This is a genomic window from Nocardioides antri, from assembly GCF_008373765.1.
GTDB lineage: Bacteria > Actinomycetota > Actinomycetes > Propionibacteriales > Nocardioidaceae > Nocardioides > Nocardioides antri.
Map to the genome: position 1 here is coordinate 225,227 of NZ_VUJW01000011.1, position 14,913 is coordinate 240,139.

The window sequence follows — 14,913 nt, forward strand, 5'->3', positions numbered from 1 at the left end:
CTCGACCCGTGAGCACTCCCGCCCGTGTCTATGCCGCCCGGCTGGTGGGTCTGCCGATCTTCGACCCCCAGGGCGAGCAGGTCGGCAAGGTCCGGGACCTCGTCGTGACCATGCGGGCGGAGGGCGCGCAGCCACGGGTGCTGGGCATGGTGGCCGAGGTGTTCGGCCGGCGGCGGGTGTTCCTGCCGATGACCCGGGTGACCACGATCGACAGCGGCCAGGTCTACACGACCGGCCTGCTGAACATGCGGCGGTTCGAGCAGCGCTCGACCGAGACCCTCGTCATCGGCCAGATGCTCGACCGCACCGTCTCCGTCAAGAGCAGCGGCGTCACCGGCACCGTCTACGACGTCGCCATGGAGCGGTCCCGCACGCGCGACTGGGTGCTCAGCCGGGTCGCCATCCGCGAGGCGGGCAAGAGGCTGCGCCGCCGGGGCCAGACCCACGTCGTCGAGTGGAACGACGTCGTCGGGCTCTCACGGGCCGACGACCGGCAGGGAGCGACCCACCTGGTCGCCGCGATCAACGAGATGCGGCCGGCCGACGCGGCCAGCATGCTCCACGACCTGCCCGTCGAGCGGCGTACGGCGGTCGCGATGGCGCTCGACGACGAGCGTCTCGCCGACGTGCTCGAGGAGCTGCCCGAGGAGGACCAGGTCGGCATCCTCGAACGGCTCGACTCCGAGCGCGCGGCCGACGTGCTCGAGGAGATGTCGGCCGACGACGCGGCCGACCTCATCGCCGACCTGCCGCCCGAGACCGCCGAGGTCCTGCTGCAGCTGATGGAGCCGGAGGAGGCCGAGGACGTCCGGCGGCTGATGAAGTACGTCGAGAACACCGCTGGCGGCATGATGACCCCCGAGCCGGTGATCCTCGGCCCCGACGCCACCATCGCCGACGCCCTCGCCCACGTCCGCAACCCGGAGCTCACCCCGGCGCTGGCCTCGCTCGTCTACGTCTGCCGGCAGCCGCTCGAGTGCCCCACGGGCAAGCTGCTGGGCGTCGCCCACATCCAGCGGCTGCTGCGCGAGCCTCCGTCGACGCTCGTCGCCGGCGCGCTCGACGACGAGCTCGAGGTGCTCCGGCCCGATGCGACGATCGACGAGGTCGCCGCCCACCTGGCGACCTACAACCTGGTCTCCGCCCCCGTGGTCGACGAGGATCGTCGTCTCCTCGGCGCCATCTCCGTGGACGACCTCCTCGACCACATGCTCCCCGAGAACTGGCGCGAGCGTGCCGCGAGCTCGAGGGAGCGTCGTGGCTGACCCGCGCCGGACCGGGGACCGGCTCGACACCCCGCGCGCGGTCCGCCGCCACCTGGTGCGGCGGCCGGCCTACGACACCGACGCCGTCGGCATCTTCGCCGAGCGGTTCGCGCGGTTCATGGGGACCGCGAAGTTCCTGCTCTGGATGAGCCTGTTCGTCGTGGCGTGGGTGCTGTGGAACACCCTCCTCGGGCCCGAGGAGCTCCGCTTCGACGAGTACCCGCTGATCTTCCTCACCCTCATGCTGAGCCTGCAGGCGTCGTACGCCGCCCCTCTGATCCTGCTCGCTCAGAACCGCCAGGAGGACCGGGACCGCGTCCTCGCCGCCCAGGACCGGGACGCCGCGACCCGGGCGCACGCCGACATGGAGTTCCTGGCGCGGGAGGTGGCGTCGCTGCGGATGGCCATGGGCGAGGTCGCGACCCGCGACTACCTGCGCTCGGAGCTCCGCTCGTTGCTGTCCGAGCTCGAGGAGCGTGAGGACCGCGACGAGGGTGGGGCGTCTCACGGAGGCCGCGAGTAACGGACCGCCTTCCCCGCTCCGTAGACTCGTGCCGATGAGTACGACGCAGTCCCTCCCCACGCTGGAGCAGGTCCAGGCCGCTCTCGCGACCGTCAACGACCCCGAGATCAAGCGACCCATCACCGATCTCGGCATGGTCGACACCGTTGCTGTCGAGGACGACGGCGTCGTGAAGGTGCGCGTCCTCCTCACCGTCGCCGGCTGCCCGCTCAAGGACACCATCAACCGCGACGTCACGGCCGCGGTCAGCGCCCTGTCAGGCGTCACCCGGGTCGACCTCGACCTCGGCGTGATGACGTCCGAGCAGCGCGGCACGCTCCACGAGCAGCTCCGTGGCGGCCAGGCGCAGCGGGAGATCCAGTTCGCCCAGCCCGGGTCGCTCACCAAGGTGTTCGCGATCGCCAGCGGCAAGGGCGGCGTCGGCAAGTCCTCGGTCACCGTCAACCTGGCCGTCGCGCTCGCCAAGGCCGGCCGCAAGGTCGGCATCGTCGACGCCGACATCTACGGTCACTCGGTGCCCGCGATGCTCGGCGTGGCAGACGCCCGGCCGACCCAGGTCGAGGACCTGATCATGCCGGTCCCGACGGCTAGCGGCATCTCCGTCATCTCGGTCGGCATGCTCAAGCCCCGCCGCGACCAGGTCATCGCCTGGCGCGGCCCGATGCTCGACCGGGCGCTCGTGCAGATGCTGTCCGACGTCTACTGGGGCGACCTCGACGTCCTGCTCCTCGACCTGCCGCCGGGCACCGGCGACATCGCGATCTCGCTGGGCCAGCACCTCCCCAGCGCCGAGGTGGTCGTCGTGACCACGCCGCAGGAGGCGGCCGCCGAGGTCGCCGAGCGCGCCGGCACGATGGCCTCGATGATGCACCAGCGCGTCGTCGGCGTCGTGGAGAACATGAGCTACCTCGCCTGTCCGCACTGTGCCGCCGAGGGCAAGGACCACCGGTTCGACATCTTCGGCACCGGCGGTGGCGACCGGGTCGCGGCGACGCTCTCCCAGCGGTTCGGCTACGACGTGCCCATGCTCGGGCAGGTCCCGCTCGACACCACGCTGCGCGAGGGCGGCGACGTCGGCAAGCCGATCGTCGAGGCCGACCCGTCCGCGCCGGCTGCTGCCTCGCTCACCGCCATCGCCGACCGGCTCGACGGTCGCAGCCGCGGCCTCGCCGGTCTCCAGCTCGGCCTGACCCCGACCAGCAAGTTCTGACCGGGTAGCGGGCGCGGGCGGCGGGCGCAGGCCATGTTCGGGATCGGATTCGGTGAGCTCGTCGTCATCGCGTTCCTCGCCGTGCTCGTCTTCGGCCCCGACCGACTGCCCGACCTCGCGAAGCAGGCCGGCCAGATGGCCCGCAAGCTCCGGAGCTTCGCCAACAACACCCGCGACGAGCTGCGGTCGGAGCTCGGTCCCGAGTACGCCGACCTCGAGCTCCGCGACCTCGACCCCCGCGTCCTCGTCCGCAAGCACATCGCCGACGCGCTCGCCGAGGACGACGACGATGACGTGCCGGGCGGAAAGCAGGCACCCGACCGCCGGGTGCTCGAGGCGGGCGAGCGCCCGCCGTACGACCTCGAGGCGACGTAGATCCGGGTCGGCAGCTCCGTCAAGTCCAGGCAGCCTTAGGCGCGGGACTGGGCGGCGGCGAGAGCGCCGAACGGCACCAGGATCATCCGCCGGTCGTCGCCCTCGACCAGCTCGCAGAAGTCCGCGCCGACCCGGCGCAAGGTACCCTCGTGGCGCGACCCGTCGCGCAGGTGCAGCAGGCAGCGCTCGCCGGCCTCGGCGATCCGCCGCAGCGCGGAGCCGAGACCCAACCGGGTGAGGGGCGACCAGGCGACCTCGGGGATGGACCGCACCGAGGCTCCCTCGACGGTCCTGACCGCCTCGGCAGTGATCACCCAGTCGTGCTGACCGGCCGAGAGCAGGACCCAGTCGGCGGCCACCCGGTCGACGGTGCCGGTCACCGGGCCGACCCCGGCGACCCCCACCGTGAGCTCGGAGCCGACGGAAGCCATGAGACGGCTGGCGAGGGTGACGGTCTGGTACTCCGCGCGGCTGCGGTCGGCGTGCTCGGCGCCCCTCTCGGCGGCCGCGAGCGCACCGGCCTGGCCCTCGAGGTCGTCGAAAAGCGCGAAGAGCTCGTCCTCCCAACTCATGCTGCCCACCCCATCACATCGGCCCTGTGGAAAGCATGTTGACGCCCGCGCTGAACGTATCCAGACTGAAGCAAACGCAGCAAACTGATGGTTCTCGGGGTGGTCGGTGTGACAGGTGACCTGCGTCGGGTCCGCAGCGTGGCGGTCTGGGGAGCCGCGACGGTCGCCGGGGGCGGGATCGGCTGGACCGCCCTCCCTACGCTCGCCGCGATCCCCGGCGCCCTGCGCACGGACGCGGAGTTCGCCGAGGTCCTCGTCGCGGGCTGCGCGGTGGCGACCGTTGCTGCCGCTGCCTGGCTGTGGCTGCTCACCACCGACGTGGTGGTGGGCGTGCTGCGGACGGGCGGCCGGGTCGCCGTACGCCACCCCGGACGGGCGCGGCTCCTCCTGCTGTCCGCCTGCGGCGCCGTGGTCCTGACCGGGCCGGCGGTGCCCGCCTCGGCCGACGACAGCCGGCCGGTCGCGCCGCACTCGCTCGCAGGACTACCACTGCCGGACCGCGCGACGAGCACCGCCACTCCCCCGCACAGCGACGGTGAGCCCGCCGGCCGGGTGCGCGTCCGCCCCGGCGACTCGTTGTGGGCGATCGCGGCGGGCCGGCTCGGGCCGCGGGCCACCGACGCCGACGTCGTCGACTACTGGCACCGGATCTACGAGCGCAACGCCGCCGTCATCGGCCCCGACCCGGACCTGATCCTGCCCGGCCAGCTGCTGGAGCTGCCCCCGGCCGGCTGAACCCACCCACCCGTCACCAGCGTCCGCTCGAGGAGGACACGATGACCACTACCCTGCACCCGCTCATGGGCGTCCGCCTGCCCGTCCCGGTCGCCGCGACCCAGGGCACGCTCGCGCTCGCCATGCTGCCCCGCAGCGAGCCTCCCGCCGCCCACGGCGCGGCGTCCGCCGGCGCCACGGTGGTGGCGATCGACCAGCGTCAGCGGGCCGTCGTCGAGGAATGGACGCGTCGCTTCGTCCAGGCCGCGGTCGAGATCGTCGGCGGCGACCGGCCGGCGTCCCAGCTCCTCCGGTGGACGGTGCCCGAGGTCTACGACGACCTGCGCCGCCGGGCCCTGCTGGTCGCCCGTGCCGGCGGCCACCAGCCGGGGCTCGCCCGGGTCCAGCCCGTCCGCCCGCGGGTGCTGAGCGTCCACACCTGCTTCGTTCGGCCGGACGCCGTCGAGGTCGCCGTGCACGTGAGGTACGGCGAGCGGTCCCGTGCGCTGGCCGCTCGCTTCGAGCGGATCGAGCAGCGCTGGGTCTGCTCGGCCCTCGACTTCTCCTAGACGCTCAGCTGACCCGCGCGGTGAGCCCGGTGGGGCCACCCGGGGCGCCGTGGCAGCGCTTGTACTTCTTGCCCGAGCCACAGGGGCACAGCTGGTTGCGGCCGACCTCGCCGAACTCGTCGTCCGCGTTGGACACGGTGCCGCCGCGGACCTCGGGCTCGCCGGTCACGTCGCTGGGCGCCGAGTAGGACAGGAACTGCGGCTGCTTCGGCGTCTCCAGGCCCTTGGCGCGGATCTGCGGAGCCTGCTGCGACGGGAGCTCCCGGCGCATCGGCTCCTCCTCGTCGCCGGAGGCGCGGAGCGCGGCCGAGATCTGGCCGAGGCCGGGTCCCTCCGCACCGACGCCGACCGGCGGCTCGGCGAGGGCGCCCTCGTGCATCGGGCCCTCGTGGCGGCTCCCGTCGGCGTGGTAGTGGAACTCCGGCTCGTCCTCCTCGACCTGGACCTCGAGGTTGAAGAGGAAGCCGACCGTCTCCTCCTTGATGCCGTCCATCATCGCCGCGAACATGTCGTAGCCCTCGCGCTGGTACTCCACCAGCGGGTCGCGCTGCGAGTAGGCGCGGAGGTAGATGCCCTCGCGGAGGTAGTCCATCTCGTAGAGGTGCTCGCGCCACTTGCGGTCGAGGACGGAGAGCAGCACGCGGCGCTCGAGCTCGCGCATGACCTCCTCGCCGACCTCCTCCTCGCGCCGGTCGTAGGCCGCGTGGGCGTCGGCCTTGAGCCGCTCGATGAGGTCGTCCTTGTGCAGCACGGCGTGGGCGCCGATCTCCTGCCGGGTCTCCTCGAGGTCGAGCGAGACCGGCCAGATCTGCTTGAGGTCGGTCCACAGCTGCTCGAGGTCCCACTCCTCGGAGAACTGGTCGAGCGAGCCCTGGACGAAGCCGGTGACGACGTCGTCGATGAAGGTGCGGATCTGCTGCTCGAGGTTGACGCCCTCGAGCACCTCACGGCGCTCGCCGTAGATCACCTTGCGCTGGCGGTCCATCACGTCGTCGTACTTGAGGACGTTCTTGCGGGACTCGAAGTTCTGCGACTCGACCTGGCCCTGGGCGTTGGCGATGGCGTTGGTGACCCGCTTGTTCTCGATCGGGACGTCGTCCGGGATCTTCAGCATGACGAGCACGCGGTCGACCCAGTCGGACTTGAAGAGCCGCATGAGCTCGTCCTGCAGCGACAGGTAGAAGCGGGACTCGCCGGGGTCTCCCTGACGGCCCGAGCGACCACGCAGCTGGTTGTCGATGCGGCGCGACTCGTGGCGCTCGGTGCCGATCACGTAGAGGCCGCCGAGCTCGCGGACCTCGTCGTGCTCGGCAGCGACCTCGGTCTTGATCCGCTCGACCATGGCGGGCCAGGCGGCGTCGTACTCGTCAGCGGTCTCGCCGGTGGGCTCGAGGCCCTGCTTGCGGAGCTCCTGGTCGGCGAGGAACTCGACGGAGCCGCCGAGCATGATGTCGGTGCCGCGGCCGGCCATGTTGGTCGCAACGGTGACTGCGCCCTTGTGGCCGGCGAGGGCGACGATCTTCGCCTCGTCGGCGTGGACCTTCGCGTTGAGGACGGAGTGCGGGACGCCGCGCTTGGTGAGCTCCTGGTGGAGGTACTCCGACTTCTCGACCGACACCGTGCCCACCAGGACCGGCTGGCCCTTCTCGTGGCGCTCGACGATGTCGTCGACGACCGCGGCGTACTTCGCCTCTTCCGTGCGGTAGACGAGGTCGGGCTGGTCCATGCGGATCATCGGCTTGTTGGTCGGGATCGGGACCACGCCGAGGCCGTAGATCTTGTCGAACTCCGAGGCCTCGGTCAGCGCCGTGCCGGTCATGCCGGAGAGCTTCTCGTAGAGGCGGAAGTAGTTCTGGAGGGTGACGGTCGCGAGCGTCTGGTACTCCTCGCGGACCTTCACGCCCTCCTTGGCCTCGATCGCCTGGTGGAGGCCGTCGTTGTAGCGGCGACCGGCCAGCATGCGGCCGGTGTGCTCGTCGACGATGAGCACCTCGCCGTTCATGACGACGTACTCCTTGTCGTTGCGGAACAGCTCCTTGGCCTTGATCGAGTTGTGCAGGAACGAGATGAGCGGGGTGTTCGCGGACTCGTAGAGGTTCTCGATGCCGAGGTGGTCCTCGACCTTCGTGATCCCGGGCTCGAGGACCGAGATGGTGCGCTTCTTCTCGTCGACCTCGTAGTCGGTGTCGCGCGTCAGCTTCTGGGCGATCTTGGCGAACTCGCCGTACCACTTCACCTCGTCCTGCGTCGGGCCGCTGATGATGAGCGGGGTCCGCGCCTCGTCGATGAGGATCGAGTCGACCTCGTCGACGATCGCGAAGTTGTGGCCGCGCTGGACGCAGTCCTCGATCGACCCCGCCATGTTGTCGCGGAGGTAGTCGAAGCCGAGCTCGTTGTTGGTGCCGTAGGTGATGTCGCAGTTGTAGGCCTCGCGTCGCGCCGCCGGACGCATCTGCGGGAGGATCACTCCGGTCGTCAGACCGAGGAAGTGGTGGATGCGGCCCATCCACTCGGCGTGGTACTTCGCCAGGTAGTCGTTGACGGTGACGACGTGGACGCCCTTGCCCGCGAGGGCGTTGAGGTACGACGGCAGCGTGGCCACCAGCGTCTTGCCCTCACCGGTCTTCATCTCGGCGATGTTGCCCATGTGGAGGGCCGCGCCGCCCATGATCTGGACGTCGTAGTGCCGCTGGCCGATGACCCGCTTCGCCGCCTCGCGGACGGTCGCGAAGGCCTCCGGCATGAGGTCGTCGAGGGTCTCCCCGTTGTCGAGCCGCTTGCGGAACTCGTCGGTCATCCCGCGCAGCTCGTCGTCGGACATCGCCACGAAGTCGTCCTCGATCGCGTTGACCGCCTTGGCGATCGACTCGAGCTGGCGAAGGATCTTGCCTTCGCCGATGCGGAGGAGCTTGTCGATGATCACTGGCACGGCCGCAACTGTACCCAGCAGGCGTTACGGGGCCTAAGTCCGCGGCGTCGTGCAAGCGAGCGACGCTCAGCGTGCGTCCTGAGCGGTGCGCAGCGTGCGACGCCGCGGACTTAGGCCCCGGGGGCCGATTCGTGCTCGGCGCCGTTCTCCGCGGACGCGGCGTAAGCCGCCCGGTCACGCTCGATCTTGCGACCGACGGCGAAGGCGGCGACCCACAGCGCGGCGAGGACGAGCCCGAGGACGAACATCAGCGGGATGACGAACCCGAGCCCGACGGCCGCGACCTGGACCAGGTGCCCGAGCCAGTAGCCCCACTCGGCCCGGAGCAGGCCCGCGACGACGAGGCAGCCGGCGGCGAGGCCGAGCCCGACCGCCAGCGCGGTGCCCGTCGACACGTCCGCGACGGCGATCATCACCGGCGTCGTCAGCCCGAGGACGATCGCCTCGACGCAGAGGACCATCGCGCACAGGGAGCGCCGCGGCGAGGTCATCTGCGGCCCCCGAGCAGTGACCGGGCCTCACCGACGGTGACGACCGACCCGGTGACCAGGACCGCGCCGGAGCCCAGCGGGTCACCGGCACCGGCGCCGGCCTCGGCCAGCCACGCCGCGTGGTCGAGGGCGTCGGACAGCCGGGGCATGACGGTGACCCGGTCCTCCCCGAAGACCCCGACCGCGGTGTCCGCGAGCTGGTCGGCGGGCATCGCCCGGTCGGTGGAGTTCTGGGTGACCACGACGTGGGCGAGGTGCGGCTCGAACGCGGCCAGCAGCCCCTCGGCGTCCTTGTCGCCCATCACCCCGATGACGCCGATCAGCGGGTCGAACCGGAACGAGTCCTCGAGCGCCGCCGCGGTCGCCTCGGCCCCCGCCGGGTTGTGGGCGGCGTCGAGCACGATGGTGGGGCTGCGGCGCACGATCTCGAGCCGGCCGGGCGAGGTCGACTCGGCAAAGGCCTGGCGCACGACCTCGTCCGCGAGCGGCTGGTCGCCGATGAGCGACTCGACGGCGGCGAGAGCGGTCGCGGCGTTCTGTGCCTGGTGGGCGCCGTAGAGCGGCAGGAACAGCTCGTCGTACTGCCCCCGGAGGCCGCGGATCGTCACCGACTGGCCGCCGACCGCCGGCACCCGGGTCACGACGTCGAACTCCATGCCTTCGCGGACCACGGTCGCGCCGACCTCCGCCGCCCGGCGGAGCAGCACCTCGGCGACCTCGGCCGTCTGCTGCGCCAGGACCGCGACCGACCCGGCCTTGATGATCCCGGCCTTCTCCTGCGCGATCGCGGCAGCCGTCGTGCCGAGGTAGCTGGCGTGGTCGAGGGCGATCGGCGTGACGACGGCGACGTCCGCGTCGATCACGTTGGTCGCGTCCCACGAGCCGCCCATGCCGACCTCGACCACGGCGACGTCGACAGGTGCGTCGGCGAACGCGGCGTACGCCATCCCGACAACGGTCTCGAAGAACGACAGCGGGTGGGCCTCGGAGGCGTCCACCAGGTGGGTGTACGGCGCCACGTCGTTGAACGCCCGCACGAACGCCTCGTCGTCGAGCGGCTCCCCGTCGACGCTGATCCGCTCGTTCATCCGCTCCACGTGGGGACTGGTGAACCGTCCCGTGCGCAGGTCGTGGGCGCGCAGCAGCGTGTCGACCATCCGGGCGGTCGACGTCTTGCCGTTGGTGCCGGTTAGGTGGATCGAGCGGTAGGTGCGCTGCGGATCGCCGAGCAGCTCGGTGAACGCGCGGATCCGGTCGAGCGAGGGCTCGAGCCGGGTCTCGGGCCAGCGGCTGAGGAGGGCGTCCTCGGCCTCGGCGAACGTCTCGGCGGCACGGGGTGCGCTGTCAGGGGTCTCGGTCATGGCGAGGGCCGAGTCTAGGCCCGCCGACGCGTCCCTAGCGGATCGTGAGCTCCACCATGTCGACGACCGGCTCGAAACCGAGCGCGGTGTAGATGCCGTTGGAGGTCGGGTTGGCCTGGTCGGTGAACAGCGTGACCCGGCTGCCCTCCGCGAGGAGGTGCCGGGAGACCCCGGCCACGGCCGCGCTGGCGTAGCCCTGGCCGCGGTGCTCCTTCGGGGTGAACACCGGACCGATCCGCGCAACGCCGTACGCCGGCGGGTTGGCCGCGGTGAGGTGGACCGGGGTGTCGCCGTCGTCGACCCACATCCACACCCGGCCCTGCCGGATCCGCTCGCGGATGTCGTCCGCCGAGGTGCTCTCCCCGCGGTCGGCGTGGCCCTCGTGCCCGGCCTGCTCGTCGGCGTCGATGTGGAACTGCCGGAACCACTCGACGGCGAGCGGCAGCTCTTCGTCGTACGCCGGGCGCAGCCGGCCGCGGGCGGGCCGCGGCTCCACGAGTGTGCCGAGCTCGAAGAGGCGGGTGTGCATGGTCACCGCGACCCCGCCTCCGGCCCTCTCCGCGACCCGGTCGGCGAAGACCGTCGTCGAGGGCAGCGCACCGTTGACGCCGCCGATCTCCTCGCCCCGGTCCACGAGCGCATCCGCGAGCGCGAGCGCGGCGCCGTCCGGCATCGCCAGCAGGTAGGGCGGGTACGGCGCGAACGGCGCCGTGCGCATCGCGACGCCGGCGATCGCGCCTGCCTCATCCTCCACCACCGCGAACCAGAAGAAGGGCGAGCTCGCTACGGGGTCGACGCCCCGGTCCGCCGCCGCGGCGGCGCGCTCGGCCATCGTGGCGACCACGGTCGCCGTCACCGGGTCCTTCGCGAGCCGCTCGGCGGCACGGTCGAGGAACGCGCGTGCGTCGTCGAAGAACGTCACCCGGAATCCGTTGCCCATGGCCTGACGATCCCAGTGCCGCGCAGCACCCTCAACCGATTTCCGTCGGCGACGCCGCACGGTTCGTGTCTGCGCAGACCGTCCGAACTCCGCACCGGTCGCCAGGCCCGCGCCACCTCGAGGTCAGCGGGACTCGAACGCGAGCCGTCCCGCCAGCAGCGCGAACGTCGCGGCGAAGGTCTTCCGGACGGCGTCGAGGACCCGCGGCCGCCGCAGGACGTGGTCGCGCACGGCGGCAGCGAAGACGCCGTAGGCCGCGAACACGACGAAGGTCATCACCATGAACACCGTGCTCAGGGCGAGCATCGCCGGCACCGCTCCGTCGCCCGCCGGGACGAACTGCGGGAGGAAGGCGAAGAAGAAGATCGTCAGCTTGGGGTTGAGCAGGTTGAGCGTGATGCCGGCTCCGAGCACGCTCCAGAACGAGCGGCGCTGGTCCTCGACGCCCTCCTCGACCGACAGCGCGCCCCGGTCCCGCCAGGTGGCCCAGGCCATGTAGAGGAGGTAGGCGACGCCGGCGTACTTGATCACGGCGAACGCGACCCCGCTGGCGTGCAGCAGCGCGGCGAGGCCGGTCACCGCGGCCAGCAGGTGCGGCACCGTGCCCAGCGTGCACGCGAACGCCGCCAGGACGCTCGCCCGCGCCCCGCGGGTGAGACCGGCCGCGATCGTGTAGAGCGCACCCGTACCGGGCGTCGCCACGATCACCAGCGAGGTGAGGAGGAAGGCGAGGGTCATGCCGCGTAAGACTAGCCACGCGGCGCGAACTCATCGGCCGGTGCGCGGCGTGCTCGTCCTACGCCTCGAGGCGGGCGAGCTCCTCGTCGACGAGCGCGGGGTCGAGCTTGGTGAAGACCGGGCTCGGCTTGCCGACGGGGGTGCCGGGCGCGATCGGGTGGCGTCGCCACTCCGGGAAGCCGGAGTACTCCCCCGTGATGATCGGGTACGGCGCACCGCCGTCGAGGTCCTCCGCCTCCTCGATCCGCGGCATCGGCGCGACCGCACCGGTCCCGCCGAGCGCCGCGTCGACCGCGTTGGCCGAGAACGGCAGGAACGGCGACAGCACCAGGTTGAGGTCGGCGACGCACTGCGCCGCGACGTGCAGGATCGTCGCGAGCCGTTCCCGCTCATCGTCGTCTGTGCTCTTCGCGAGCTTCCACGGCTCGTGATCGGAGACGTACTTGTTGACCTCGCCGACCGCCCGCATCGCCTCGCCGATCGCCTGGCGCATCCGGTTGCGGCCGATCAGGTCGCCGACGATGCCGAACGCCGCCTCGCTCGCCGCGAGCACGGCCTCGTCGGCCTCGGTGAGCGGGCCGGCTGCGGGGATCTCCCCGAAGTTCTTGTGGATCAGGGTGGCGGTCCGGTTGACCAGGTTGCCCCAGCCGGCGACCAGCTCGTCGTTGGTACGACGCACGAACTCGGCCCACGTGAAGTCGCTGTCCTGGTTCTCCGGGCCGGCAGCGGCGACGAAGTAGCGGAACGCGTCGGCCTGGTAGCGGCTCAGCAGGTCGCGCACGTAGATCACGACCTTCTTCGAGGACGAGAACTTCTTGCCCTCCATGGTGAGGAACTCCGAGCTGACGACCTCGGTGGGCAGGTTGAGCTCGCCGTACGTGCCCGGGCTGCCGCCCTTGCTCCCCTGGCCGCGGTAGGCCAACAGCTCGGCCGGCCAGATCTGGCTGTGGAAGGTGATGTTGTCCTTGCCCATGAAGTAGTAGGACAGCGCCTCCGGGTCGTTCCACCACTCCCGCCAACGGTCCGGTTCGCCGAGGCGCCGCGCCCACTCGATCGACGCCGACAGGTAGCCGATGACGGCGTCGAACCAGACGTAGAGCTTCTTCGTCGGGTTGTCGCGCCAGCCGTCGAGCGGCACGGCGATGCCCCAGTCGATGTCGCGGGTCATCGCCCGCGGGCGGATCTCCTCGAGGATGTTCTTGGAGAACCGGATCACGTTGGGCCGCCAGAGGCCGGTCGCCTCGCGCTGGTCGAGCCACTCGCCCAGCGCGTCGGCGAGGGCGGGCAGGTCGAGGAAGAAGTGCTGGGTCTCGACGAACTCCGGCGTCTCGCCGTTGATCCGGCTGCGGGGGTTCTTGAGGTCCTGCGGGTCGAGCTGGTTGCCGCAGTTGTCGCACTGGTCGCCGCGCGCGCCGTCGTAGCCGCAGATCGGGCAGGTGCCCTCGATGTAGCGGTCCGGCAGCGTGCGGCCGGTCGACGGCGAGATCGCTCCGAACGTCGTCTCCTCCAGGAAGTAGCCGTTCTCGTAGACACCGAGGAACAGCTGCTGGACGACCGCGTGGTGGTTGCGGGTCGTCGTCCGTGTGTAGAGGTCGTAGGTGAGCCCCAGCGCGACGAAGTCCTCCGCGATCAGCCGGTGGTTCTGGTCCGCCAGCTCCTGCGGGGTCATCCCGGCCTCGTCGGCGGCGATCAGGATCGGCGTGCCGTGCTCGTCGGACCCCGAGACCATGAGGACGTCGTGCCCGGCCATCCGCATGTAGCGCGAGAACACGTCGGAGGGCACGCCGAAACCGGCCACGTGGCCGATGTGGCGCGGGCCGTTGGCGTACGGCCAGGCGACGGCGGACAGGACTCGACTCATGGGTCGAATCCTAGGGGGGCTCACCCGACGCGGAACTCCCGCATCCGGCGGGCCGTGCGGCGCCGGACCGCCGGGAGGGCGTCGTACAGGTGACGGCCGGGGCAGGCGGTGTCGTTGGTGTCGCGGTGGCCGTCGATGGTGGGCAGCTCCACCAGCTGGCCGGCGGCGAACCTGTCGCTGCCGGTCGACCGGATCCAGACCGTACGACGGGGGCGGCCGCCGTACATGTCGAGCTTCCACGACGCTACCCGCACGAGCGCCCGGATCATCGGCTTGCCGACCCGTCCCTCCTGGAGGTTGCCGATCGCGGCGACGCCGACCGACGCGTGGTTGAACCCGAGGGTGTGCGCGCCGCGCACAGCCCGCCGGGGGCCACCGGCACGGCCCTCCCACAGCCGGCCGAACCGGTCGACGAGGAAGTTGTAGCCGATGTCGGACCAGCCGAGGCTCTGGGTGTGGTAGCGGTACATCGCGCGGATCATGCCCGGCACGTCGGCCCGCTCGTAGTCGTTGCCGCTGACGGTGTGGTGGACGTGGACCTGCCGGATCCGCCGGTTGTACTCCGGCCGGCCGCTGCGCAGCCGCGGGTTCGGGCTCCACGCCTTGCGATAGAAGAGGCCGGGCATCGGCACTCCTCCCTCCTCCCGGGCGAGCTCCGCGTCGTCCTCGGGCGGCTCGAGGTCCGCCAGCGCGTCGGCGGGGAGCCGGCGCGGCCGGAGCAGCGCCAGCACCGGGTCGCGCTGGTCGCCCGTCAGCTCGACCTGGACCGCGTCGCTGGGCCCTACCCACACCAGGTCGGTCGCCGCAGACGCGTCCGCCGCCTCCTCCGAGTCGGGGTCGGGCCCGTGGGTGAGGCGCGGCAGCCGGCGCCAGTCGGTCCAGCCGCCGGACTCCTGACGCCAGCGCGCCCGCACCCCGCCGTCGCCGCGCCGCCAGGTCGCGCCCAGCACGGTGAACCGGGTGGTCTCGATGACGGGTGTCCGCAGCCCTCCGCCCCGACGAGCGACGCCCGGCAGGGTGGCCAGGGGCAGGTCGAGCGCGTCCACTCCCTCCGGCAGCGGGTGCAGCCTGCGACGACGGCCGGCAGCCGCAGGTCCGGTCGCGGAGACCCACGCGACGGAGGCGGTAGCCGCCGTCGCCAGGCGGGTCACGTCACGACGTCCGATAGCCAGGTCCGAGATCCCCATGGGAGTTCAGCATGCGACATCCGGCGCCGGTTCCCGGGCAACCCGGGGATCCCTCGCGTGTCTAGACCGGTGAGGTGCGGTCGACTGGCGGGGCTGACCGGGGAGACAGTTTCACCGGCCGGCCGGTGAAACTCGCGCTGGGCGTACGAAGCTTCATCGGCCAAGAGACAGATTCACC

14 protein-coding genes are annotated in these 14,913 nt (G+C 71.5%); 6 read left to right on the plus strand and 8 right to left on the minus strand.

Annotated features, from left to right (window positions below; translation table 11 throughout):
* The first annotated feature begins 8 nt into the window (after positions 1-8).
* The 4 genes from F0U47_RS18380 to F0U47_RS18395 are packed head-to-tail and all read left to right on the plus strand — an operon-like array spanning position 9 to position 3,373.
* Complete coding sequence (locus tag F0U47_RS18380) at positions 9-1,265, plus strand: magnesium transporter MgtE N-terminal domain-containing protein (protein WP_149751934.1); 1,257 nt, start codon at positions 9-11, stop codon at positions 1,263-1,265.
* A complete protein-coding gene (locus tag F0U47_RS18385) occupies positions 1,258-1,788 on the plus strand; it encodes a DUF1003 domain-containing protein (protein ID WP_149751935.1) in 531 nt (176 codons plus the stop codon). Before F0U47_RS18380 ends, F0U47_RS18385 begins: the two co-directional genes overlap by 8 nt.
* A 34-nt stretch (positions 1,789-1,822) precedes the next feature.
* On the plus strand, positions 1,823-2,998 hold the full coding sequence (locus F0U47_RS18390) for an Mrp/NBP35 family ATP-binding protein (RefSeq protein WP_149751936.1): 1,176 nt from the start codon (positions 1,823-1,825) through the stop codon (positions 2,996-2,998).
* Positions 2,999-3,031: 33 nt separating this feature from the next.
* On the plus strand, positions 3,032-3,373 hold the full coding sequence (locus tag F0U47_RS18395; RefSeq protein ID WP_149751937.1) for a sec-independent translocase: 342 nt from the start codon (positions 3,032-3,034) through the stop codon (positions 3,371-3,373).
* Positions 3,374-3,408: 35 nt separating this feature from the next.
* On the opposite strand, the gene F0U47_RS18400 is transcribed toward F0U47_RS18395, so the two are convergent.
* The gene (locus F0U47_RS18400) at positions 3,409-3,945 is read right to left on the minus strand and encodes a hypothetical protein (RefSeq protein WP_149751938.1); all 537 of its coding nucleotides are present in this window, start codon (positions 3,943-3,945) and stop codon (positions 3,409-3,411) included.
* 99 nt (positions 3,946-4,044) lie between these two features.
* Here F0U47_RS18400 and F0U47_RS18405 point away from each other — a divergent pair, with 99 nt between their 5' ends.
* Positions 4,045-4,680: a LysM peptidoglycan-binding domain-containing protein gene (locus F0U47_RS18405; protein WP_149751939.1), complete on the plus strand. Its 636-nt coding sequence runs from the start codon at positions 4,045-4,047 to the stop codon at positions 4,678-4,680.
* Positions 4,681-4,721: 41 nt separating this feature from the next.
* Positions 4,722-5,228 carry an Rv3235 family protein gene (locus F0U47_RS18410; RefSeq protein WP_149751940.1) on the plus strand — a complete coding sequence of 169 codons (507 nt, stop codon included), beginning with the start codon at positions 4,722-4,724 and terminating at the stop codon, positions 5,226-5,228.
* 4 nt (positions 5,229-5,232) lie between these two features.
* Here the strand turns inward: F0U47_RS18410 and secA are convergent, their stop codons facing one another.
* From secA to F0U47_RS18445, 7 genes are all read right to left on the minus strand, one after another.
* Positions 5,233-8,157, minus strand: a complete 2,925-nt coding sequence (secA, locus tag F0U47_RS18415) for a preprotein translocase subunit SecA (protein ID WP_149751941.1) — start codon at positions 8,155-8,157, stop codon at positions 5,233-5,235.
* 110 nt (positions 8,158-8,267) lie between these two features.
* The gene (locus F0U47_RS18420; RefSeq protein ID WP_149751942.1) at positions 8,268-8,648 is read right to left on the minus strand and encodes a DUF4233 domain-containing protein; all 381 of its coding nucleotides are present in this window, start codon (positions 8,646-8,648) and stop codon (positions 8,268-8,270) included.
* Positions 8,645-10,009 (minus strand): bifunctional folylpolyglutamate synthase/dihydrofolate synthase, encoded by a 1,365-nt coding sequence (locus F0U47_RS18425; protein WP_149751943.1) that lies wholly within the window; start codon positions 10,007-10,009, stop codon positions 8,645-8,647. The genes F0U47_RS18420 and F0U47_RS18425 overlap by 4 nt, the downstream gene beginning before the upstream one ends.
* A gap of 34 nt (positions 10,010-10,043) precedes the next feature.
* Positions 10,044-10,949 carry a GNAT family N-acetyltransferase gene (locus F0U47_RS18430; RefSeq protein ID WP_149751944.1) on the minus strand — a complete coding sequence of 302 codons (906 nt, stop codon included), beginning with the start codon at positions 10,947-10,949 and terminating at the stop codon, positions 10,044-10,046.
* A 123-nt stretch (positions 10,950-11,072) separates the two neighbouring features.
* A complete protein-coding gene (locus F0U47_RS18435) occupies positions 11,073-11,687 on the minus strand; it encodes a LysE family translocator (RefSeq protein WP_149751945.1) in 615 nt (204 codons plus the stop codon).
* Between the two features lie 58 nt (positions 11,688-11,745).
* Positions 11,746-13,548: a methionine--tRNA ligase gene (gene metG / locus F0U47_RS18440; protein ID WP_149751946.1), complete on the minus strand. Its 1,803-nt coding sequence runs from the start codon at positions 13,546-13,548 to the stop codon at positions 11,746-11,748.
* A gap of 20 nt (positions 13,549-13,568) precedes the next feature.
* Positions 13,569-14,735: an N-acetylmuramoyl-L-alanine amidase gene (locus tag F0U47_RS18445; RefSeq protein ID WP_149751947.1), complete on the minus strand. Its 1,167-nt coding sequence runs from the start codon at positions 14,733-14,735 to the stop codon at positions 13,569-13,571.
* Positions 14,736-14,913 lie beyond the last annotated feature (178 nt).